Origin of the sequence: Streptomyces sp. NPDC096079 (assembly GCF_040303145.1) — a bacterium.
Taxonomy (GTDB): Bacteria; Actinomycetota; Actinomycetes; order Streptomycetales; family Streptomycetaceae; genus Streptomyces.
This window is the reverse complement of record NZ_JBEOST010000007.1, coordinates 334,818-355,532: the sequence shown is the minus strand read 5'-3', so window position 1 is coordinate 355,532 and position 20,715 is coordinate 334,818. Positions and strand designations below refer to the sequence as shown.

Below are 20,715 nucleotides of genomic sequence, written 5' to 3'. Positions count from 1 at the left end.
AACGCCCGGTTACATTCCGAACCCGGAAGCTAAGCCTTTCAGCGCCGATGGTACTGCAGGGGGGACCCTGTGGGAGAGTAGGACGCCGCCGAACAATTTTTAGCCTCAACCCCTGGACTATGTCCGGGGGTTGAGGCATTTTTGCGTTCTAGGCTGTCTGTCATGCGATACGACCTGGTCATCTTCGACAACGACGGTGTGCTCGTGGACAGCGAGCCGATTTCCAACACCTTGTTGGCCGGCTATCTGACGGAGCTCGGCCACCCCACCACGTACGAGGAGTCCGTCCGGGACTTCATGGGCTCCGCGATGCACCGGATCCACGAGCTCGTCGAGGAGCGCAGCGGGAAGCGGTTGCCCGGTGACTTCGACGAGGTCTTCCACGCGCGGGTGTTCGCCGCGTTCCAGGCGGAGTTGGAGGCCGTCGCCGGCGCCGCGGAGGTGCTCAAGGGGCTGGCCGCCGCCGGTGTTCCGTACTGTGTCGCGTCCTCGGGGAGTCATGAGCGGATCCGGGTGGGGCACCGGAAGACCGGGCTCGACGTCCACTTCGGGGACGGGGTCGTGTTCAGTGCCGAGGACGTCGGCCGGGGCAAGCCGGCGCCCGACCTGTTCCTGTACGCCGCCGAGCGGATGGGGGTCGCTCCCGAGCGGTGCGTCGTGGTGGAGGACAGCGGGCTCGGGGTGCGGGCCGCCCTGGCGGCCGGGATGGACGTGTACGGGTACACGGCGATGACGCCGGAGGCCAAGCTCAGCGGGGCGAAGGGGTACTTCCGGGAGATGGACGAGCTCCTCGCGATTTTGGGGATGTGATCCATCTACCCAGCGGTAGTTTCCGGCCGTACGCTGTGCCGCCATGACGGATGCGCGTGTGCGGCGGGGGCGGGGCTCCCTGGCGGTCAGTTTCTTCGTGCAGGGGGTCACCTTCGCCCTGCTCGTGACTCGAATACCGGCGATCCAGGACCAGTACGGGATCTCCGACGGGCTGCTGCCGGTCTTCCTGGCGGCGGTGCCGATCCTTGCGGGTGTGGCGAGCGTGGCGACCGAGAAGGTCGTCGCCCGGGTCGGCCCCGCGGTGGTGCTGCGGTGGGCGCAGCCCTTCGTGCTGCTGGCCCTGCTGTCCGTGGGGCTGGGGTCCGCGCTGTGGCAGGCCGCGATCGCGCTGGGGCTCTTCGGTCTGGCCGTGGGTGCCCTGGACGCGTCGATGAACATGCTGGGGGTGAGCCTCCAGCGGGCGTACGGGCGGAGCATCATGCTCGGCTTCCACGCCTCGTACAGCCTCGGCGGGATCGCCGGGGCCTCGCTGGCGTGGGTGGGGGCGCACTGGCATCTGTCGCTGTTCGTGTCCTACCTGCCGGTGGTGGCCGTGCTGCTGCCCGTGGCGTTCGTCGGCAGCCGGTGGTACGTGGCCGGTGACGGGTCCGCGCCGGACGGGGCCGGGGAGGGGAAGGGCGGCGGTGTCGTCTTCAAGGTGCTGCTGCCGCTCTGTCTCGTGATGACCTTCGCGTACATCGGGGACTCGACGGTCTCCAACTGGAGTGCCAAGTACCTCCAGGACGTGCTGCACAGCTCGGAGGAGCTGGCGACCGTGCCGTACAACGCGTACATGGTGACGACGCTGCTGGGGCGGGCCGTCGGGGACTTGGGGGTGCGGCGGTTCGGGGCCGTGGTGGTCGTCCGGGCGGGGGCGGTGCTCGCGGGGCTCGGGTTCGCGGTGGTCGCCGTGGCGCCGGGTGCCTGGGCGGGGATCGCCGGGTTCACGGTGCTGGGGCTCGGGCTGAGCGTGGTCGTGCCGCAGACCTTCGCCGCGGCGGGGCGTCTGTTCCCGGGGGCGAGTGACGCGGCGGTCGCGCGGTTGAACGTCTTCAACTACGTCGGGTTCCTCGTGGGGTCTCCGTTGGTGGGGGCGCTCGGGGACGCGTGGAGCTATCGGGGGGCCATGGTGGTGCCGATGGTGCTGGTGCTCTTCACGGTGGTGTATGCCACGTCGTTCGGTTCGCGCGAGGCCCGATACGGTGGCGGGCATGAGCGGCCGCGCACTGTTGATGTGGGATGAAGCTGTCACGCAGTACGACTTCGGGTCCGAGCATCCGATGGATCCGGTACGGCTCGCGCTGACGATGTCGCTGGTGCGGGCCTACGGGCTCGACCGGGCGGTGGACGTGGTCGCGGCGAAGCCGGCCGGGGACTCGACGCTGCGGCTGGTGCATCGTGAGGACTACGTGGCGGCGGTGCGGGCGGCCTCGGCCGATCCGCGCCGCGCGGACCAGGCGTACGGGCTGGGCACGGTCGACGATCCGGCGTTCGCCGGGATGCACGAGGTGTCGGCGCTGATCGCCGGGCAGTCGGTGGGCGCGGCGGAGGCGGTCTGGCGGGGGGAGGCCGCGCACGCGGTGAACTTCGCGGGCGGGCTGCACCACGCGATGCCGGGCGCGGCCTCCGGTTTCTGCATCTACAACGACGCTTCGCTGGCGATCGCCCGGCTGCTGGAGCTGGGCGCGGAGCGGGTGGCGTACGTGGATGTGGACGTGCACCACGGGGACGGGGTGCAGGCGGCGTTCTGGGAGGACCCGAGGGTTCTGACGGTCTCGCTGCACGAGCATCCGCGGACGTTGTTCCCGCAGACGGGCTGGCCTGAGGAGACGGGCGCGGCGGGGGCCGGTGAGGGCGGGGCCGTGAACGTGGCGCTGCCGGCGGGGACGGGGGACGCGGGGTGGGTGCGGGCGTTCCACGCGGTCGTGCCGGAGCTGCTGGCGGACTTCCGGCCGCAGGTGCTGGTGACGCAGCACGGGGCGGACACGCACTTCGAGGATCCGCTGGCGCACCTGGCGGTGTCGCTGGACGCGCAGCGGGCGGTGCAGGAGGCCTGTCACGAGCTGGCGCACACGTACGCGGAGGGGCGCTGGCTGGCGCTCGGCGGTGGGGGGTACGCGGTGGTGGACGTCGTACCGCGGTCGTGGACGCATCTGGTGGGGATCGCGGCGCACGCTCCGGTGGATCCGGAGTCGGTGATCCCCGCGTCCTGGCGGGACGAGGTGTACGCGCGGACCCGGCAGCCGGGTCCGCGGCGGATGACGGACGGGCGGTGGCCGGTGGGCTTCCGGGACTGGGCGGAGGGGTACGACCCGGCGGACCGGCTCGACCAGGCGGTGCTGGCGACGCGTAGGGCGGCGTTCCCGCTGCGGGGGCTGCTGGCCTAGCGGGAACGTTCTCCCGGGCGTTACGCCGACGGTGGGGTGTCCGGGAGGTTTGGATCCTCGGGCGGTGGTGTTCCGGCAGCATCGGACGGGTGTTGAGTACCGGGGCGTTGCGGGCGCATCTGTTGGCGTCGGGGTTGGCGGGCAGGGTGGCGACCTCGCGGGAGGAGAACCTGCGGAGCTATCGGCTGTTCGCGGCGCGTGATCCGCGGGTGCTGCTGGGGCTCGATCCGGTGTGGGGGTGGGACGAGGCGGGTCTGCTGCGTCTGATGGCGGACAAGTGCGGGGTGTCGGGGGATCCGGGGCACCGGTCGGGGCCCGACGTGATCGATCCGGAGCGTACGGTGCGGGGGCTCGACGCCTTCGCGGCGCGGCTGGGTGCGGCGGCGGCGCGGCGGGTTCCGGTGCTCCTGGGGACGGGGCATCCGCATCGTCTGCTCGGTTTCTACGTCGCTCTCGCAGACGCGTTGTCGGCGGCGGGATGTCTTGTCCTCACACCGGCGCAGGGGCGATGTGTCGACATAACGACCCGGTTCGGCGTACGCACGTACCTCCTCGACTACGTACGCGGGGTCGCGCTGGTACGGGAACCGGGGCCGTTCGGCGGGGGGCGTGTGCCGGGGGCGCACACCCATTCGCCGCTGCCGGTTAGGGCCGCTCTGGAGAGCGCGGCGGAGTGCGGCGGGCCGCTGCCGGAGCTCGTGGTGGGAGACCACGGATGGGTCTGCGGGGCAGGTCAGCTGGGTATCGAGGCCATCGGTCTCGCCGATACGGATGATCCGGCGCTGTTCGTGGGGGAGGCGGAGGGGCAGGTGTCGGTGGCCGTTCCGCTTGACGACGGCGTGCGCTCCGCCTCGTACCTCCCGCTGACGCGCTATGTACTCAATCGAGCGTGTCTGTCACGGTAAACGGCCGATGGCAGCTCCTCTTCCCCACTCGTACCACCCGCCCCTAGTCTGGAGCGTGAGCGCTCGACGACGAAGAGTCACCGGAGGGGAAGCCGGTGGGCGTCGCGGCGGAAGGTACAGGTGGGTCATGGCTGCTGGCGAACGACCTCTCAACGAGGTCAAGTTTCTGACCGTGGCGGAAGTCGCCTCGGTGATGCGCGTCTCGAAGATGACCGTGTACCGCTTGGTGCACAGCGGTCATCTGCCGGCGATCCGGGTGGGCAGGTCCTTCCGGGTGCCGGAACAGGCGGTTCACGAGTACCTGCGGGAGTCCTTCGTGGGGGTGGGGACCGCGTAGCGAGCGCGCGGCGAACAGCCGGTGAGCTGAGTCCGGCCCTCGGATTACTTGCGCGGTGCTCGGGACGGTAGGCTAGGCCGACGTAGGTCGTGTGGGCCCAGACGCCCCGCACCGATCCCCGCCGGGAGGCGGGGATGTTCCGAGAAGTGAGCGAGGGTAGTCGTGGGCTCTGTTATCAAGAAGCGGCGTAAGCGGATGGCCAAGAAGAAGCACCGCAAGCTGCTCAAGCGCACGCGCGTTCAGCGTCGCAACAAGAAGTAAGGCGACAGCTGCTTCGCAGCGTTTGTGCGTCAGGCGTGGCCCTTCACCGTTCGCGGTGGAGGGCCACGCTTTTTGTCTCGGGGAAACATCGAGGCGCTACGGTGTCGACCAACGGGAGCGACGACGGAAGGCGCTGATGTGGGCAAGGTCGTGCTCGTCACCGGTGCGGCCCGGCATCTGGGCGGCCGTTTCGTGCGGCGGATCCAGCGGGACCCGGAGGTGGAGCGGGTGATCGCGGTGGACGCGGTCGACCCGGCGCACCAGCTCGGCGCCGCCGAGTTCGTCCGGGCGGACATCCGCCGGCCGGAGATCGCGAAGGTCCTCGCCGAGCACGACGTCGACACGGTGGTCCATCTGGACGTCACCGGTACGGCGCTCGGCGGCGGCGGCCGGACGTCGGTCAAGGAGACCAACGTCATCGGCACCATGCAGCTGCTCGGCGCCTGCCAGAAGTCCCCGCGGGTCGGGCGGCTCGTCATCAAGTCCAGTACGAGCGTCTACGGCTCCGCGCCCCGGGACCCGGCCGTCTTCACCGAGACGACGCCCGCGAAGTCCCTGCCGAGCGGTGGCTTCGCGAAGGACGCCGTCGAGGTCGAGGGGTACGTCCGGGGTTTCGCCCGGCGCCGGCCGGACGTGGCGGTGTGCGTGCTGCGGTTCGCGAACATCCTGGGGCCCCGTGTCGACTCGCCGCTCGCCGAGTACCTGGCGCTGCCGGTGCTGCCGACCGTCCTCGGCTACGACCCGCGGCTGCAGTTCGTCCACGAGGACGACGTGATCGACGTGCTGCGCCTGGGCGCGCACGAGCCCCGCAGGGCGACCCAGAACAGCGGCACGTTCAACGTGGCCGGGGACGGGGTGCTGCTGCTCTCCCAGTGCGCGCGGCGGCTGGGACGCCCGACGGTGCCGGTGCTGCTGCCCGCGGTGACCTGGGTGGGCACGGCGCTGCGTACGGTCGGGATCACCGACTTCGCGCCCGAGCAGATCCGGCTGCTCACCCACGGCCGGGTGGTCTCGACGGCGCAGACGCGGGAGGTCCTCGGCTTCTCGCCGCGCTACTCGACGGCGGAGGCGCTCGCCGACTTCGCGCGCGGCCGGGGACCGGGGCTGCTGCCGCCCGAGCTGCTCGCCGGGGCGGTGGACCGGCTCGCCGGGCGGCTCGGCACTTCTGACGCTTCCCCCCTTCATCACGGCGCCTGAGGAGACCCGACTGCGATGGCGGACGCCAAGGTCATTCCGTTCGACGACGACCGCTCACGGGCCCGGCGACGGCCCGCCAGGGCCGAGGGCGAGGCGGCGGCCGTACGGGCCCTGCCGGGGCCCAAGGAGGCGCCTGGGGAGCCGGAGCCGGGCGCCCGGGGGGCGGCGCGGGCGGAGGGGCCGCAGGAGGCCGCGGTGCCGCCTCCCGCGAGCGGCTGGGAGCGGCGGCTCGCGGGCGGGCTGGCGTTCCTCCGGCGGCGGGTCACCGGCGCGTACGAGGTGGACGAGTTCGGGTACGACGAGGAGCTCACCGACCAGGTCCTGATGTCGCTGCTGCGCCCGCTGTACGAGAAGTACTTCCGGGTGGAGGTGAAGGGCGTCGAGAACATCCCGGCCGAGGGCGGGGCGCTGATCGTCGCCAACCACTCGGGGACGCTGCCGCTCGACGGGTTGATGATGCAGGTCGCCGTGCACGACCACCATCCGGCCGGGCGGCATCTCCGGCTGCTCGCGGCGGACCTGGTCTTCGTGCTGCCGGTCGTGAACGAGCTGGCCCGCAAGGCGGGGCACACGCTGGCCTGCGCCGAGGACGCGGAGCGGCTGCTGCGCTCCGGCGAGATCGTCGGGGTGATGCCGGAGGGCTTCAAGGGGATCGGGAAGCCGTTCGGGGAGCGGTACAAGCTGCAGCGGTTCGGGCGGGGCGGTTTCGTGTCGACGGCGCTGCGGGCCGGGGTGCCGATCGTGCCCTGCTCGATCGTGGGCGCCGAGGAGATATACCCGATGCTGGGGAACGCCAGGACCCTGGCGCGTGTGCTGGGGTTCCCGTACTTCCCGCTCACCCCGACGTTCCCGTGGCTGGGGCCGCTCGGGGCGCTGCCGCTGCCGACGAAGTGGACGATCCAGTTCGGCGAGCCGATCCCGACGGACTCGTACGCGCCGGAGGCGGCGGAGGACCCGATGCTGATGTTCAACCTGACGGACCAGGTGCGGGAGCAGATCCAGCACACGCTGTACAAGCTGCTGGTGCAGCGGCGGTCCGTGTTCTTCTGAGCGGTCTTCCCGGCGGTACGAAGAAGGGGCGCCCCCCGTCCGTGGGGGCGCCCCTTCTTCGTGTCAGCGAGCGTCCTCGCTGTCGATGCCGAGGCCCGGAAGCAGGCCCGGCAGGAGTGGTGGCAGGGTCACGTCCGGCATGTCCGGGGTGGACTGGCCCTCGGCGGGTGCCGTGGGTGCGCCCGTCGGGGAGGGCTTGAGCAGTCCGCCGGCGCTGCCGCCGAGGAGGCCGTCGTCCTCCGGTGAGCCCGTGCCGCTGCCCGTGCTCGGGGTGGCGCCAGGGCCGGTCCCGGACGGGTGGGGCGTGGCCGCGTGGCTGCCCGAGGGCGAGGACTCCTGGCCGGCCGGCGGCCGGTGGGTGTCCGTGCCCGGGGTGCTCTGGGTGCCGCCGGGCCTGCTGCGCGGGCTCTCGGAGCCGACCGCGCCCTTCTCGGGGGTGCGGGGCAGCACCGACTGGAGCGGCTCGACGTCTTCGTCTATGGCGTCGAAGACGTCCGTGACCTCGCTGCCGACGTCCGCCAGTTGGACGGGGAGCCGGTCGCGGAGGCCGTTCCAGGTGTCCCGGTGGGCCTGGGCGAAGGAGTTGAGTCGTGCCATCGGGCCGATCTCGCCGTCCCGGTCGTACGCCGCGCGGAGCAGCCGGTGGCCCTCGGCGGCATCGTGCTTCATTCCGCCCAGGACGCGGCGGATCTCGGCGAGTGACTCGTGGTCGAGGTCTCCGGCGCGGCCGCGCTCCATGAGGCGCCGGGCTTCGCTGAGGCGGGTGGAGGCCTGGTCGAGGTAGATGCCGCCGCGGTCCGCGTCGTCGTCCGCCATGCCCAGCTTGATGTCCTCCATGCCCCGCTTGAGCCCGTAGAGCGAGTCACCGGGGAGGGCGTCGGAGCTGGCGGCGGCCACGCCGCCGAAGGCGCCCGCCGCGACACCGACCGTGAGGCCGCCGGCGGCGAGGCCCTTGGTCCAGCGGGACCGGGGGCGGAGCTTCCGGAGCGGGGACGCCCGGTGGGCTCCCCTGCCTGCGGACGTCCGTTGCTCCGGCACCGTAGGGCCCGCTCCGGCACCCCCCTCCATGAGCATCGCTTCCATGGCGGCGACGAGCTGGGCTCGCTGCACCACCTTGACCTCGGGGTCGAGCTGTGGCTTCGGCAGTGTGCCGAGGCCGTTCGCCAGGGCCAACAGCCGCCCTTGTCCGGCGGGTTCGGCTGGTTCCGCCGGGGCCTCGGGCTGCTCGGCCGCCGCGTCCTCGGACGCCCGGTCCTCCAGGGCCTGGGCGAAGGCGTTCGCCCGCCGGTGCGCCGATACGTTCGCGATCACTGGCGGCACCTCCTCTCGTCATGACGGTCGACTCCCCGGGGTGTCCGGAAGGTTGCACACCTTGAGCACATCCACACGAAAGAGTGAGTGGCTGCGGACATGGCGTGACCACAGGGAGCCTGCATCCCGCACAACGAGCGGCGCGGCACTTGGGTTACGCGCGAAAGATGATCGGACCAGTGCGTCATCGAGGCGTCACCGACTGTGAGGGAGACGGGGGTCGTGGGGACGTGGGGGGAAGGGTGGGGGTGGGGGCGCGGAGCGGGGTGGAGGGGGGCGTGTGGGGGGTGCGGAGCGGTCAGCGGGCGTCGTCCGGGAGGAGACGGGCCAGGGTGCGGACGGCCCGGTACTGGAGGGTCTTGATCGCGCCCTCGTTCTTGCCCATGACGCGGGCGGTCTCGGCGACCGAGAGGCCCTGCAGGAAGCGCAGGGTCACGCACTCCTGCTGCTGGGGGTTGAGCCGCCGGACCGCGTCGAGCAGTGCGGCGTTGGAGAGGGACTCCAGGACGGAGTCCTCGGGGCTCCGCTCGACCTCGTTGGCGTCGAGCATCTCGCCGGTGGTGACTTCCAGGCGGAAGCGGCTGGACTTGAAGTGGTCGGCGACCAGGTTCCGCGCGATGGTGACCAGCCAGGCGCCGAAGTCGCGGCCCTGCCAGGTGAAGGTGGAGATCCGGCGCAGGGCGCGCAGGAAGGTCTCGCTGGTGAGGTCCTCCGCCGTCGCCTTCCCGCCGACGCGGTAGTAGATGTAGCGGTAGACCGTGTCGCTGTACTGGTCGTACAGGCGGCCGAAGGCCTCGGCCTCGCCGGCCTGGGCGCGCTCGACCAGGTCCATCATGCGGGCGCTGTCGCTGTCGGCGGTGGGGCGGCGGGCGGTGGTCGAGGTTCCGGAGCCGGAGCGGGCGCCCCGTCTGCTCACGGCGGCGCCGCCCTCGGCCAGGGCGTAGCAAGGGCCGGCGGGTGCCGGTGCGGCGAAGGCGAAGGCGGGGACAGGGCCGGCGTACGCGGTGGGGACGAAGCCGCGCAAGTGGTCGAGGACCGTTGCGCGCAGCGTAGCCAGGCCCGAGGTGTCAACCCCGACGTGTGGGTACACGGGACTCCCAGAGGCAGAGCTTCCATCACGTGCAGTGCGGGACCGTTCACCCGTCGTGGCGACGTGAGGGGTCCTTTGTGCGTCTGAGGAGAATAACGCTTCGTACAGGCAGCGCTACACCCAGTTGCTCAAATCACCGGTTACGTCATTTCCGTTACTGCTTGCAGTCGAATAAGGGCCCAGTTCGTGACCGGTTGTTGATCGGTTTGCTTACGAGTGTGACTGCGCGGGCGTTGCGTTGTGCTCAAGTCCGGGAGGGGCGAGTGATTGTGGCCGCTGCTGGGTAAGGAGGCCGGAATGCCCGCGGGTCGACGTGTGCGGGGGTGTTCGACCACGGACGGGTGAGGGCGCCTGGTCCGGGGTTGTCGCAGATGATCGCAGCCGAAACGTATCGGCAGGGCTCGGCGAGCCGGGGCGCGTGATCCCCGGGCGGCGCGTCAGCGGCGGCGGCGGTGCAGGGCGACCGCGGCGGCGGTGCCGCCGGCCAGCGCGCCCAGGCCCGCGGCGGCGGGGATGCCGACCTTCGCGGCCTTGCGGCCGGTCCGGTAGTCGCGCAGCCGCCAGTCCCGGGCCTTCGCGTGCTTGCGGAGCTTGGTGTCCGGGTTGATCGCGTACGGGTGCCCCACCAGCGACAGCATCGGGATGTCGTTGTGCGAGTCGCTGTACGCGGCGCAGCGGCCCAGGTCGAGGCCCTCGGCGGCGGCGAGCGCCCGGACAGCCTCGGCCTTCGCCGGTCCGTGCAGGGGCTCGCCGACCAGCTTGCCCGTGTAGACGCCGTCGACCGACTCGGCGACCGTGCCGAGCGCGCCGGTCAGGCCGAGACGGCGGGCGATGATCGTGGCCGTCTCCACCGGGGCCGCCGTGACCAGCCAGACCTTCTGGCCGGCGTCCAGGTGCGCCTGGGCGAGGCCGCGGGTCCCGGGCCAGATGCGGTCCGCCATGTACTCGTCGTAGATCTCCTCGCCGATCGACATCAGCTCGGAGACGCGGTGGCCCTTGACGATGGACAGGGCGCTGTCGCGGGCGTCCTGCATGTGCTCCGGGTCCTCGACGCCGGCGATCCTGAACCAGGCCTGCGCCCAGGCGAAGCGCGCGAGTTCACGGCGCTGGAAGAACTTCCGCTTGTACAGGCCGCGGCCGAAGTGGAAGAGCGCGGCGCCCTGCATCACGGTGTTGTCGAGGTCGAAGAAGGCGGCCGCGCGGACGTCGCCGACGACCGGGAACTCGGGCTCGGCGGACTCGGCGGCGGACTCCTCGCGCTCCGCTTCCAGCTGGAGCGAGGACTTGCGCGCCGCCTCCGCGGCGGCCTCGCCTGCCAGGACGCTGCGCGCGGTGGCGGAGCGCCTACGGGGGGTGAGCCATCCCAGAGCGGCCATGCCGTTGAGCATAGCCAGTCTGTTCGGTACTTCCCGACTTGTGAGGATGCCGTGGTGTGAACAGTGGGGGACTCCCCTGTTACCTGGCGCCAGAATGGGCGTCATGTTCGGACGTACGAAGAAGAAGGACGCCGGGTCGCGGACCGTGACGCTGATCGGCAAGCCGGGATGCCACCTCTGCGACGACGCGCGCGCGGTGATCGAGGCCGTGTGCGCGGAGACGGGGGCATCCTGGGAGGAGAAGGACATCACCCGGGACGAGGAGCTCCACCGGGCCTACTGGGAGCAGATCCCCGTGGTCCTGATCGACGGCGAACAGCACACCTTCTGGCGCGTCGACGCCGGCCGGCTCCGGCGCGAACTGGGTGCGTGACCGAAAGACGGTTACCATCATGGACGTTTTGTTGGGTTTCGGGGGCAGTGGCGTGAGGAGAGTGTGCGGCTTTGCCCCCTTCGGGTTCTCGACGCGCTGACACACTCCGCGGTTCCGGGACGATACGAACCGGCCGCGTGACCCCGGTCACTTTGGGCAGACAAAACGGACACCATCTTTGTGCACGCGTTCACAAAGACATAGCCTGCATTCGACGGGGCGGTCTTGGGACATATGGCCGCCTGCAGCCCCGCTCATCCCGCAGGAGCACCGTGGCAACTGGCCGAACTCACCGACCGGCGACCCGTAGCCGAGGAATTCCCGAGGCCACCGTCGCCCGGCTTCCGCTGTATCTGCGCGCACTCACCGCGCTCTCGGAGCGTTCCGTACCCACGGTCTCCTCCGAGGAGCTCGCGGCCGCGGCGGGGGTCAACTCCGCCAAGCTGCGCAAGGACTTCAGCTACCTCGGCTCGTACGGCACCCGTGGTGTCGGCTACGACGTCGAGTACCTCGTCTATCAGATCTCCCGTGAGCTGGGCCTCACCCAGGACTGGCCCGTCGTCATCGTCGGCATCGGCAACCTCGGTGCCGCCCTCGCCGGCTACGGCGGCTTCGCCTCCCGTGGCTTCCGCGTCGCCGCGCTCATCGACGCCGACCCCGCCATGACCGGCAAGCCGGTCGCCGGGATCCCCGTCCAGCACAGCGACGACCTCGAGAAGATCATCAACGAGGACGGCGTCTCCATCGGCGTCATCGCGACCCCGGCCGGCGTCGCCCAGCAGGTCTGCGACCGGCTCGTGGCCGCCGGAGTCACCTCCATCCTGAACTTCGCCCCGACCGTGCTCTCCGTGCCCGACGGCGTCGACGTCCGCAAGGTCGACCTCTCCATCGAGCTGCAGATCCTCGCCTTCCACGAGCAGCGCAAGGCCGGCGAGGAGAGCAGCGCCGAGGACGACAGCGACGCGGCCGCCGAGCCCGAGACCTCCGCCGTCGCGCCGCCGGCCCCCCGTGGCGCCACGGGCGGCACCGGCCGCAAGGGACCCGACGGGGACGTCCCCGCGGTGATGCCGGCATGAGCCTCCTCGTCGTCGGGCTGAGCCACCGCAGCGCCCCGGTCTCCATCCTGGAGCGGGCCTCGCTGTCGGCGGACACCCAGGCCAAGCTGCTCCAGGACACCCTCGCCGCCGAACCGGCCGCCGAGGCCACCGTCCTGGCCACCTGCAACCGCATCGAGCTCTACGCCGACGTGGACAAGTTCCACGCCGGTGTCGCCGAGCTGTCCACGCTGCTCGCGCAGCACAGCGGCGTCGGCCTGGACGAGCTCACTCCCTATCTCTACGTGCACTACGAGGACCGGGCCGTCCACCACCTCTTCTCGGTGGCCTGCGGACTCGACTCCATGGTCGTCGGCGAGGGTCAGATCCTCGGCCAGATCAAGGACACCCTCGCCCTCGGCCAGGACCTCCACACCGCGGGACGGCTCCTCAACGACCTGTTCCAGCAGGCCCTGAGGGTCGGCAAGCGCGCCCACAGCGAGACCGGGATCGACCGGGCCGGGCAGTCCCTGGTCACCTTCGGCCTGGAGCAGCTCGCCCAGGACACCGACGTCGAGACCTGGGCCAAGGGCAAGCGGGCCCTCGTCATCGGCGCCGGCTCGATGTCCTCGCTCGCCGCCGCCACGCTCGCGCGCTCCGGCGTCTCCGAGATCGTCATCGCCAACCGCACCCTGGCCCGCGCCGAGCGGCTCGCGCAGATCCTGAGCGAGCCCGGAGGGACGGGCGTCACCGCACGCGCGGCCGAGATGGTTGCCGTCGGCGACGAACTGACACGTGCCGACGTCGTCGTCTCCTGCACCGGCGCCACCGGACTCGTCCTCACCGGCGAGGCCGTCGAGGACGCCGCACGCGGCCGCCGGGCACCCCAGTACCTCCTCGACCTCGCGATGCCCCGCGACATCGACGCCGCCGCCCACCGCGTCCCCGGCGTCCGGCTCGTCGACATCGAGTCGCTCGCCGAGGCCTCCGCCGACGCCCCCATGGCCGCCGACGTCGACCAGGTCCGGGGCATCGTCTCCGACGAGGTCGCCGCCTTCGGCGCCGCCCAGCGCGCCGCCCACATCACCCCGACCGTCGTCGCCCTGCGCACGATGGCCGCCGAGGTCGTCGCGGGCGAGGTCGCCCGGCTCGAAGGCCGCCTCCCCGGCCTCGACGACAAGCAGCGCGCCGAGATCACCCAGACCGTGCGCCGGGTGGTCGACAAGCTCCTGCACGCGCCGACCGTGCGGGTCAAGCAGCTGGCCAGCGAGCCCGGCGGCGCCGGGTACGCGGACGCGCTGCGGACACTCTTCGACCTCGACCCGGAGACGGTGGCTTCTGTCAGCCGGGCCGACCTGAATGACGCCGACGTCAAGAACCGAGGGCGAGTATGACCGAGAGGGCACTGAGGCTCGGGACCAGGCGCAGCAAGCTCGCCATGGCCCAGTCCGGGCACGTGGCCGACGCCGTCCGGCAGCTGACCGGCCGGCCCGTCGAGCTCGTGGAGATCACGACGTACGGGGACACCTCCCGGGAGCACCTGGCGCAGATCGGCGGCACCGGCGTCTTCGTCGCCGCGCTCCGCGACGCGCTGCTCGCCGGCGAGGTGGACTTCGCCGTGCACTCCCTGAAGGACCTGCCGACCGCACAGCACCCCGACCTGGTGCTGGCCGCGATCCCGCCGCGCGAGGACCCGCGCGACGTACTGATCGCGGGCGAGGGCGTCACGCTGGACACGCTGCCCCAGGGCGCGCGCGTCGGCACCGGCTCCCCGCGCCGGATGGCGCAGCTCCACGCCTACGCGCGGAGCCACGGCCTGGACATCACCTGCGTCCCCATCCGCGGCAACGTCGACACCCGCGTCGGCTACGTCCGCGAGGGCGAGCTGGACGCGGTCGTCCTGGCCGCGGCCGGACTCAACCGCATCGGCGGGACCGACGAGCTCCTCGGCGGCCTGTCCGCCGAGCGGCTGCCCGTCGACACCGTCCTGCCCGCCCCCGGCCAGGGGGCCCTGGCCGTCGAATGCCTGGCGTCGAACACCGAACTCGTCGCCGCGCTCGCGCCGCTCGACGACCCGCACACGCGGGCCGCCGTGACCGCCGAGCGATCCCTGCTCGCCGCCCTGGAGGCCGGCTGCTCCGCACCTGTGGGTGCGCTCGCCGACCTGCTGGCCGACGACCCCGGTCACGGGCAGGTTGTCACCGAAATGCGCCTGCGCGGCGTCGTCGGCACCACCGACGGCTCGACGCTGGTGCAGCTGTCCACCACCGGACCCGTACCCACCTCGCACGACGAGGCCCTGGCGCTCGGACGCGAACTCGCGGACGAGATGCTCGCCAAGGGTGCGGCCGGTCTTATGGGGGAGCGAGCACTTTGAGCCCCACCAGCCCGACCACCAGCCCCCTGTCCCCGGCCTTCGCGGGTCATGGGCACGTCACGTTCCTCGGCGCAGGCCCGGGTGACCCCGGACTCCTGACCCTCAGGGCCGTCGAGGCCCTCGCGGGCGCGGACGTCCTGATCGCCGAGCCGGAGGTGCTCGAGGTCGTTCGCGGCCATGCGCGCGTGGGGGTGAGCACGCCTGAGCTGACGGTTGTTGACGAGGCGTCAACAACCGCCGGTGTCCCCGTGTTGAGGGATGCGGCCAATCTTGTCATGGAGGCCGCGAGGGGCGGCAGGCGGGTCGTCCGTGCGGTGACCGGCGACCCCGGACTCGACGGCAACGCGGGCGCGGAGATGCTCGCCTGCGCCGCCGAGGGCATCCCCTTCGAGGTCGTCCCCGGCGTCGCCACCGCCGTCGGCGTGCCCGCGTACGCCGGTGTGCCGCTGCGCGACGCACAGGGCACCGACGTGCGCTTCGTCGACGCCCGCACCGCCGACGAGCGGTGCTGGTCCGAGGTCGGTGCCTCGGACGGGACCGTCGTCGTCTCCACGTCCCTGGACTCGGTCGCCGCCGCGGCCGGCGAGCTGGTGGCGGCTGGCCGTAAGCCGGACACCCCGCTCACCGTGACCATCGCCGGCACGACCACGCGCCAGCGCACCTGGAACGCGACGCTCGGCACCATCGCCCAGGTCTTCAAGCAGGGCAAGGTGCTCCCCTCGCCCGAGGGCCACCGGCCGGTCATAGCCGTGGTCGGCGAGCGCAGCGCCCCGGCGCAGCGGGACCAGCTGTCCTGGTTCGAGTCCAAGCCGCTCTTCGGCTGGCGGGTCCTCGTGCCGCGCACCAAGGAGCAGGCCGCGTCGCTCTCCGACCAGCTGCGCTCGTACGGCGCCGTGCCGCACGAGGTGCCGACCATCGCCGTCGAGCCGCCGCGGACCCCGCAGCAGATGGAGCGGGCCGTCAAGGGACTCGTCACCGGACGGTACGAGTGGATCGCCTTCACCTCCGTGAACGCGGTCAAGGCCGTACGGGAGAAGTTCGAGGAGTACGGGCTCGACGCCCGCGCCTTCGCCGGGATCAAGGTCGCCGCGGTCGGCGAACAGACCGCCGCCGCGCTCGTCGACTTCGGCGTGAAGCCGGACCTGGTGCCGAGCGGGGAGCAGTCCGCGGCAGGTCTCCTCGAGGACTGGCCGCCCTACGACCCGGTCTTCGACCCGATCGACCGTGTCTTCCTGCCGCGCGCCGACATCGCGACCGAGACGCTCGTCGCGGGGCTCATCGAGCTCGGGTGGGAGGTCGACGACGTCACCGCCTACCGGACCGTACGGGCCTCGCCGCCGCCGGCGGACACGCGTGAGGCGATCAAGGGCGGCGGCTTCGACGCCGTGCTCTTCACCTCGTCCTCCACCGTGCGGAACCTCGTCGGCATCGCCGGCAAGCCGCACAACGTGACCGTGATCGCCTGCATCGGGCCCGCCACGGCCAAGACGGCCGAGGAGCATGGGCTGCGCGTCGACGTGCTCTCGCCCGAGCCCTCCGTCCACAAGCTCGCCGAGGCCCTGGCGGACTTCGGCCTGCGGCGTCGCGCGTCGGCCCTGGAGGCCGGGGATCCGGTGACGCGGCCGTCGGAGCGACGGCCGGGGGCGCGGAGACGCCGGACGACGTAGTCGCCTTCCCCGGGGTGCGGGTCCGCTTGCGCGGGCCCGCACCCTTTCGCATGGGAGCCCGCCTGGGCGGGGGCGCGCCCTTCGCGTGGGGCCGGGGCGGTTGGTGGTCCGCCTGGGCGGGGGCCGCACCCTTCGCGTGGGGCCGGGGCGGTTGGTGGTCCGCCTGGGCGGGGGCGCGCCCTTCGCGTGGGGCCGGGACCGGGGCCGTATGCCCACAACCTGTCTGTAAGGGCACGGGGGCGGCGGGCGTAGCCTCGGGTTATGAACTCGTACGGATCCTTTCCCGGGGCGCGCCCGCGGCGGCTGCGGACGACGCCCGCCATGCGGCGGATGGTGGCCGAGACGCGCCTGCATCCCGCCGACCTGATCCTGCCCGCGTTCGTGCGCGAGGGCATCACCGAGCCCGTGCCGATCCAGGCCATGCCCGGCGTCGTGCAGCACACGCGGGACACCCTGCGGAAGGCCGCCGTGGAGGCGCTGGAGGCCGGGGTCTCCGGGATCATGCTCTTCGGCGTGCCCGAGGACGCCAAGAAGGACGCCGCCGGCAGCGCCGGGACCGACCCCGACGGGATCCTCCAGGTCGCCATCCGGGACGTGAAGGCCGAGGTCGGCGACGACCTCGTCATCATGTCCGACCTGTGCCTCGACGAGTTCACCGACCACGGGCACTGCGGCGTCCTCGACGCCGACGGCCGCGTCGACAACGACGCCACGCTGGAACGCTACGCCGAGATGGCCCAGGTGCAGGCCGACGCCGGCGTCCACATGGTCGGGCCCTCCGGAATGATGGACGGGCAGGTCGGGGTCGTCCGCGACGCGCTGGACACCATCGGCAAGGAGGACGTGTCGATCCTCGCGTACACCGCGAAGTACTCCTCCGCCTTCTACGGCCCCTTCCGCGAGGCCGTCGGCTCCTCCCTCAAGGGCGACCGCAAGACCTACCAGCAGGACCCCGCCAACCTCCGCGAGTCCCTGCGCGAGCTCGCGCTGGACCTGGAGGAGGGCGCCGACGTCGTCATGGTGAAGCCCGCCGGGCCCTACCTCGACGTGCTCGCGAAGGTCGCCGAGTCGGTGGACGTGCCCGTCGCCGCGTACCAGATCAGCGGTGAGTACGCGATGGTCGAGGCCGCCGCCGAGAAGGGCTGGATCGACCGCGACAAGGCCATTCTGGAGACCCTCACCGGCATCCGCCGGGCCGGCGCCCAGATGATCCTCACCTACTGGGCCACCGAGGTCGCCCGGAACCTGTCCGCCGCGCGCTAGGGCCGGACAGCACTAGGGCCTGTCTTTCGGATCATGCCGGGCTCGCGGGGCCTGGCACGCGCGCTCGCCGCGTTGTCGTCGGTCGACAACTCCCCCAGCTACCGCTGGGAGGTGCCCCCACCGCGTTGCCTCCCTCCTCCGCCTTGCGATCGCACGCACCAGGCCCCGCTCCCTGATCCGGCCTGATCCGAAAGACAGGCACTAGTCCCACCAGAAGGTCCACACCGGGGTGTCCAGGAGGGCCTTCTCGGCGTACTCGCCCAGGGTGCCGTAGATCCCCTGCGTGATGTTGTCCGGGCAGAACGCGAGGTGCTCCGCCGCCAGCGCCCCGGCCTCCTCCGAGGTCCGGGGCGGAGCCGCCACCGACACCACCAGCTGGTCGAAGGTCAGCGCCACCACCCGGGCGCCGAACCGGTCCTCCCAGGACCGCAGCACCGCGCACAGGCGCGCCACGTCGTTCTCGTGGTTCACCGGCCCCGTCCAGCCGATGACCGCCGGTATGTCCGCGCTGCGCCGCGCCGGAACCAGTGCCGGGCGGGCGTCCTCCAGCCAGAAACCCGGCTCCGTCAGCATCTCCGCGACCGTGGCCGCCGCGGCCTCGGGGTCCGCGGCCGGGGGCTGCGCCCGCGCCAGGCCCGGCCAGGATCCTTCGCGGGCCGACCCCCAGAACCCCGCCAGCACCTCGTCCGCCTCGTGGTCCGCCGGGTCGCTCATCCGCTCCGGCTCCAGCTCCCACTCCTCCAGGCCCCGCTCCACGCCCAGCAGCACCGGCAGCAGCCCCGCCCCGCGGGCCGCCGGGCGCAGCGCGCTCCACGCGGCGGGCCCCGCCGGACCGTGGCCCGCCCAGAGCCACGGGTCGTCCGCCGGGCCCGCGAGCGCGCCGGGCGGCAGGTCGAGGCCGAGGGAACGGCCGGTCGGATCGGCCACGAGCAGGGGCAGCTGGTTCGGGATCATCGCCATGACCAGAACGTACGGGCCGGCACTGACAACGAGTGGTGGGGCACCACCGGGCGGCGCACCCTGGAGGAGTAGCCGACAGGTCCTCGGTGGAGGTGGTCCTCATGATGCACACGCTCGTCGGATGGCACGTGGAGATGGAGTTCCAGGAGGAGGGTGACCGGACGCGGGCCGCGGCCATGGTCCGGCTCTCCGACGGCACCGAGTTCCGGGCCCACGGGACCGCGAACCGGCACCCCTCCGATCCGGACCAGCTGCGGGTCGGCGAGGAGATCGCCGGCGCGCGCGCCCTGATGGACCTCGCCTCCCAGCTGCTGCAGAAGGCCCACAAGGAGATCGACGAGGTGTCCGGCCGGACCTCGCACGCCATCCGCTGACACGACGAAGCCCCCGGCACGGCGGTCCGTACCGGGGGCTTCGCCTTCGAGGCCTCAGAGGCGCTCGGGCGTCCTGATGCCCAGCAGGGCCATGCCCTGGTGGAGCGTGCGGGCCGTCAGCTCGCACAGGAAGAGCCTGTTCTCGACCTGCTCGGGGGTGTCCGCCTTCAGGACCGGGCACTCCGAGTAGAACGTCGTGTAGTGCGAGGCCAGCTGGTACAGGTACGCCGCCAGCTTGTGCGGCGCGTACTCCGCGGCCGTCTCGGCGATCAGCTCGCCGAAACCGTCCAGGTGCAGACCCAGCGCCCGCTCCGACACCGCGAGCTCCAGCTCCCGGTGCGCCGCCGGCTTCGCGTCGCCCGCCTTGCGCAGGATCGACTGGATACGGGCGTACGCGTACTGCAGGTACACCGACGTGTCGCCGTTCAGCGACACCATCTGGTCCAGGTCGAACTTGTAGTCACGGGCCGCCGACGTCGACAGGTCCGCGTACTTCACCGCGCCGATGCCCACCTGCGCACCACGCTCGGCGATCTCCGACTCCGTCAGGTCCTGGGCCTTCTCCCGGACCACGGCCGAGGCACGGTCGATCGCCTCGTCCAGCAGGTCCACCAGCCTGACCGTCTCGCCCTCACGGGTCTTGAACGGCTTGCCGTCCTTGCCCAGGACCGTGCCGAAGGCCAGCTGGACGGCCTTCACCTCGTCGTTCAGCCAGCCGGCCCGCCGTGCCGTCTCGAAGACCATCTTGAAGTGCAGCGACTGACGGGCGTCCACCACGTACAGCAGGGACGTCGCCTTCAGGTTCCGCACCCGGTCACGGATCGCGGACAGGTCCGTCGCCGCGTAGCCGAAGCCGCCGTCGGACTTCTGGACGATCAGCGGCACCGGGTTGCCGTCCGGGCCCTTCACGTCGTCGAAGAACACGCACAGCGCGCCCTCGGAGCGGACCGCGACGCCCGACTCCTCCAGGATGCGGCAGGTCTCCGTCAGCATGTCGTTGTACCCGGACTCGCCGACGACGTCGCCGTCCTGGATGTCCATGTCCAGCTTGTCGAAGACCGAGTAGAAGTAGATCTTCGACTCGTCGACGAACCGCTGCCACAGCGCCAGCGTCTCCTCGTCGCCCGCCTGGAGGTCCACGACCCGGGCACGCGCCCGCGTCTTGAACTCCTCGTCGGAGTCGAACAGGGCCCGCGAGGCCTTGTACAGCCGGTTCAGGTTCGACATGGCCTCCTCGCCGGAGACCTCCGCCTCCGAGGAGTGGTCCAGCTCGTGCGGGTGCTCGATCAGGTACTGGATGAGCATGCCGAACTGGGTGCCCCAGTCGCCGATGTGGTGGCGCCGGACCACCGTCTCGCCGGTGAACTCCAGGATCTCGACCATCGCCGCGCCGATCACGGCCGACCGCAGGTGGCCGACGTGCATCTCCTTCGCCACGTTCGGCTGGGCGTAGTCGATCACCGTCGTGCCCGCCGCCTCGTTGAACGGCACGCCGAGACGCGCGTCCGCCGCGCGGGCCGCGAGGGTGTCGACGATCGCCGCGTCGGTCACCGTGATGTTCAGGAAGCCGGGGCCCGAGACCTCGATCTCCTTCAGGACGTCGTTGGCCGGGATCGCCTCGACGACCTTGGTCGCCAGCTCGCGCGGGTTGCCCTTGAGCTGCTTGGCCAGCGCCAGGATGCCGTTGGCCTGGAAGTCGGCCCGGTCGCTTCGTCGCAGCAGCGGGTCAGCGGAGGCGGCGTCCGGCAGAGCCGCCGAGAGGCCGTCCGCGAGGCGCTGCTGCACGGTCGAAGCGAGGGAAGGGACCGAGGCCATGAGCTTCCGTTCCTGTGTGAGACGTCAGGTCTAATTCGCTTGTCAAGTGTCCCATGGGAGCGCAACGTGATTTCCCCGCCTGTGGACAACCTCAGAGAGCGCTGTTCCGTCTGGGAGAATGGTTGTCG

General features: G+C 71.7%; 20 protein-coding genes and 1 rRNA gene. 16 read left to right on the top strand and 5 right to left on the bottom strand.

Features of this window, described 5'->3' with window-relative positions:
* The 9 genes from rrf to ABTY59_RS17880 form a co-directional block, all read left to right on the top strand.
* Nucleotides 1-94, top strand: a 5S ribosomal RNA gene (gene rrf / locus ABTY59_RS17920); the annotation flags it as partial.
* A gap of 68 nt (nucleotides 95-162) precedes the next feature.
* The gene (locus ABTY59_RS17915) at nucleotides 163-810 is read left to right on the top strand and encodes an HAD family hydrolase (RefSeq protein WP_352019900.1); all 648 of its coding nucleotides are present in this window, start codon (nucleotides 163-165) and stop codon (nucleotides 808-810) included.
* A 43-nt stretch (nucleotides 811-853) separates the two neighbouring features.
* Nucleotides 854-2,053 (top strand): MFS transporter, encoded by a 1,200-nt coding sequence (locus ABTY59_RS17910; RefSeq protein ID WP_352019899.1) that lies wholly within the window; start codon nucleotides 854-856, stop codon nucleotides 2,051-2,053.
* Nucleotides 2,022-3,197, top strand: a complete 1,176-nt coding sequence (locus ABTY59_RS17905; RefSeq protein ID WP_352019898.1) for an acetoin utilization protein AcuC — start codon at nucleotides 2,022-2,024, stop codon at nucleotides 3,195-3,197. The genes ABTY59_RS17910 and ABTY59_RS17905 overlap by 32 nt, the downstream gene beginning before the upstream one ends.
* Before the next feature lie 89 nt (nucleotides 3,198-3,286).
* Nucleotides 3,287-4,102 carry a phosphatase gene (locus tag ABTY59_RS17900; protein ID WP_352019897.1) on the top strand — a complete coding sequence of 272 codons (816 nt, stop codon included), beginning with the start codon at nucleotides 3,287-3,289 and terminating at the stop codon, nucleotides 4,100-4,102.
* 127 nt (nucleotides 4,103-4,229) lie between these two features.
* The gene (locus ABTY59_RS17895; protein ID WP_015034391.1) at nucleotides 4,230-4,439 is read left to right on the top strand and encodes a helix-turn-helix domain-containing protein; all 210 of its coding nucleotides are present in this window, start codon (nucleotides 4,230-4,232) and stop codon (nucleotides 4,437-4,439) included.
* Nucleotides 4,440-4,601: 162 nt separating this feature from the next.
* On the top strand, nucleotides 4,602-4,700 hold the full coding sequence (locus ABTY59_RS17890) for a 30S ribosomal protein bS22 (RefSeq protein WP_003948845.1): 99 nt from the start codon (nucleotides 4,602-4,604) through the stop codon (nucleotides 4,698-4,700).
* A 138-nt stretch (nucleotides 4,701-4,838) separates the two neighbouring features.
* Complete coding sequence (locus ABTY59_RS17885) at nucleotides 4,839-5,897, top strand: NAD-dependent epimerase/dehydratase family protein (RefSeq protein WP_352019896.1); 1,059 nt, start codon at nucleotides 4,839-4,841, stop codon at nucleotides 5,895-5,897.
* A gap of 15 nt (nucleotides 5,898-5,912) precedes the next feature.
* Nucleotides 5,913-6,947 carry a lysophospholipid acyltransferase family protein gene (locus tag ABTY59_RS17880; protein ID WP_352019895.1) on the top strand — a complete coding sequence of 345 codons (1,035 nt, stop codon included), beginning with the start codon at nucleotides 5,913-5,915 and terminating at the stop codon, nucleotides 6,945-6,947.
* Nucleotides 6,948-7,010: 63 nt separating this feature from the next.
* Here the strand turns inward: ABTY59_RS17880 and ABTY59_RS17875 are convergent, their stop codons facing one another.
* From ABTY59_RS17875 to ABTY59_RS17865, 3 genes are all read right to left on the bottom strand, one after another.
* Nucleotides 7,011-8,258: a DUF5667 domain-containing protein gene (locus ABTY59_RS17875; protein ID WP_352019894.1), complete on the bottom strand. Its 1,248-nt coding sequence runs from the start codon at nucleotides 8,256-8,258 to the stop codon at nucleotides 7,011-7,013.
* A 298-nt stretch (nucleotides 8,259-8,556) separates the two neighbouring features.
* The gene (locus ABTY59_RS17870) at nucleotides 8,557-9,348 is read right to left on the bottom strand and encodes an ECF subfamily RNA polymerase sigma factor, BldN family (RefSeq protein ID WP_041129796.1); all 792 of its coding nucleotides are present in this window, start codon (nucleotides 9,346-9,348) and stop codon (nucleotides 8,557-8,559) included.
* 437 nt (nucleotides 9,349-9,785) lie between these two features.
* Entirely contained in the window at nucleotides 9,786-10,724 is a 939-nt protein-coding gene (locus tag ABTY59_RS17865) for an HAD family hydrolase (RefSeq protein WP_352019893.1), read from the bottom strand.
* A 94-nt stretch (nucleotides 10,725-10,818) separates the two neighbouring features.
* On the opposite strand from ABTY59_RS17865, the gene ABTY59_RS17860 reads away from it, so the two are divergent.
* The 6 genes from ABTY59_RS17860 (at nucleotide 10,819) to hemB (ending at nucleotide 17,438) form a co-directional block, all read left to right on the top strand.
* Nucleotides 10,819-11,097: a glutaredoxin family protein gene (locus ABTY59_RS17860; RefSeq protein WP_352019892.1), complete on the top strand. Its 279-nt coding sequence runs from the start codon at nucleotides 10,819-10,821 to the stop codon at nucleotides 11,095-11,097.
* Between the two features lie 272 nt (nucleotides 11,098-11,369).
* A complete protein-coding gene (locus ABTY59_RS17855) occupies nucleotides 11,370-12,173 on the top strand; it encodes a redox-sensing transcriptional repressor Rex (RefSeq protein ID WP_352019891.1) in 804 nt (267 codons plus the stop codon).
* Complete coding sequence (locus tag ABTY59_RS17850; protein ID WP_352019890.1) at nucleotides 12,170-13,525, top strand: glutamyl-tRNA reductase; 1,356 nt, start codon at nucleotides 12,170-12,172, stop codon at nucleotides 13,523-13,525. Before ABTY59_RS17855 ends, ABTY59_RS17850 begins: the two co-directional genes overlap by 4 nt.
* Nucleotides 13,522-14,508: a hydroxymethylbilane synthase gene (gene hemC / locus ABTY59_RS17845; protein ID WP_352019889.1), complete on the top strand. Its 987-nt coding sequence runs from the start codon at nucleotides 13,522-13,524 to the stop codon at nucleotides 14,506-14,508. The genes ABTY59_RS17850 and hemC overlap by 4 nt, the downstream gene beginning before the upstream one ends.
* Nucleotides 14,505-16,175: a bifunctional uroporphyrinogen-III C-methyltransferase/uroporphyrinogen-III synthase gene (locus ABTY59_RS17840; RefSeq protein ID WP_352019888.1), complete on the top strand. Its 1,671-nt coding sequence runs from the start codon at nucleotides 14,505-14,507 to the stop codon at nucleotides 16,173-16,175. Before hemC ends, ABTY59_RS17840 begins: the two co-directional genes overlap by 4 nt.
* Nucleotides 16,176-16,436: 261 nt before the next feature.
* Nucleotides 16,437-17,438, top strand: coding sequence for a porphobilinogen synthase (gene hemB, locus ABTY59_RS17835; RefSeq protein WP_352019887.1), 1,002 nt, complete (start codon nucleotides 16,437-16,439; stop codon nucleotides 17,436-17,438).
* A gap of 201 nt (nucleotides 17,439-17,639) precedes the next feature.
* On the opposite strand, the gene ABTY59_RS17830 is transcribed toward hemB, so the two are convergent.
* The gene (locus ABTY59_RS17830) at nucleotides 17,640-18,398 is read right to left on the bottom strand and encodes a DUF4253 domain-containing protein (protein WP_352019886.1); all 759 of its coding nucleotides are present in this window, start codon (nucleotides 18,396-18,398) and stop codon (nucleotides 17,640-17,642) included.
* 104 nt (nucleotides 18,399-18,502) lie between these two features.
* Here ABTY59_RS17830 and ABTY59_RS17825 point away from each other — a divergent pair, with 104 nt between their 5' ends.
* A complete protein-coding gene (locus ABTY59_RS17825; protein ID WP_352019920.1) occupies nucleotides 18,503-18,772 on the top strand; it encodes a DUF1876 domain-containing protein in 270 nt (89 codons plus the stop codon).
* Nucleotides 18,773-18,826: 54 nt separating this feature from the next.
* Here ABTY59_RS17825 and argS read toward each other — a convergent pair whose 3' ends face one another.
* Nucleotides 18,827-20,587 (bottom strand): arginine--tRNA ligase, encoded by a 1,761-nt coding sequence (gene argS, locus ABTY59_RS17820; RefSeq protein ID WP_352019885.1) that lies wholly within the window; start codon nucleotides 20,585-20,587, stop codon nucleotides 18,827-18,829.
* Nucleotides 20,588-20,715: the final 128 nt, after the last annotated feature.

Bases quoted from the DNA above. Each gene is read 5' to 3' on its own strand.
- ABTY59_RS17915 (WP_352019900.1), top strand. From the start codon at position 163: ATGCGATACGACCTGGTCATCTTCGACAACGACGGTGTGCTCGTGGAC.
- ABTY59_RS17910 (WP_352019899.1), top strand. From the start codon at position 854: ATGACGGATGCGCGTGTGCGGCGGGGGCGGGGCTCCCTGGCGGTCAGT.
- ABTY59_RS17905 (WP_352019898.1), top strand. From the start codon at position 2,022: ATGAGCGGCCGCGCACTGTTGATGTGGGATGAAGCTGTCACGCAGTAC.
- ABTY59_RS17895 (WP_015034391.1), top strand. From the start codon at position 4,230: ATGGCTGCTGGCGAACGACCTCTCAACGAGGTCAAGTTTCTGACCGTG.
- ABTY59_RS17880 (WP_352019895.1), top strand. From the start codon at position 5,913: ATGGCGGACGCCAAGGTCATTCCGTTCGACGACGACCGCTCACGGGCC.
- ABTY59_RS17865 (WP_352019893.1), bottom strand. From the start codon at position 10,724: ATGGCCGCTCTGGGATGGCTCACCCCCCGTAGGCGCTCCGCCACCGCG.
- ABTY59_RS17860 (WP_352019892.1), top strand. From the start codon at position 10,819: ATGGGCGTCATGTTCGGACGTACGAAGAAGAAGGACGCCGGGTCGCGG.
- ABTY59_RS17850 (WP_352019890.1), top strand. From the start codon at position 12,170: ATGAGCCTCCTCGTCGTCGGGCTGAGCCACCGCAGCGCCCCGGTCTCC.
- hemC (WP_352019889.1), top strand. From the start codon at position 13,522: ATGACCGAGAGGGCACTGAGGCTCGGGACCAGGCGCAGCAAGCTCGCC.
- hemB (WP_352019887.1), top strand. From the start codon at position 16,437: ATGAACTCGTACGGATCCTTTCCCGGGGCGCGCCCGCGGCGGCTGCGG.
- ABTY59_RS17830 (WP_352019886.1), bottom strand. From the start codon at position 18,398: ATGGCGATGATCCCGAACCAGCTGCCCCTGCTCGTGGCCGATCCGACC.
- ABTY59_RS17825 (WP_352019920.1), top strand. From the start codon at position 18,503: ATGCACACGCTCGTCGGATGGCACGTGGAGATGGAGTTCCAGGAGGAG.
- argS (WP_352019885.1), bottom strand. From the start codon at position 20,587: ATGGCCTCGGTCCCTTCCCTCGCTTCGACCGTGCAGCAGCGCCTCGCG.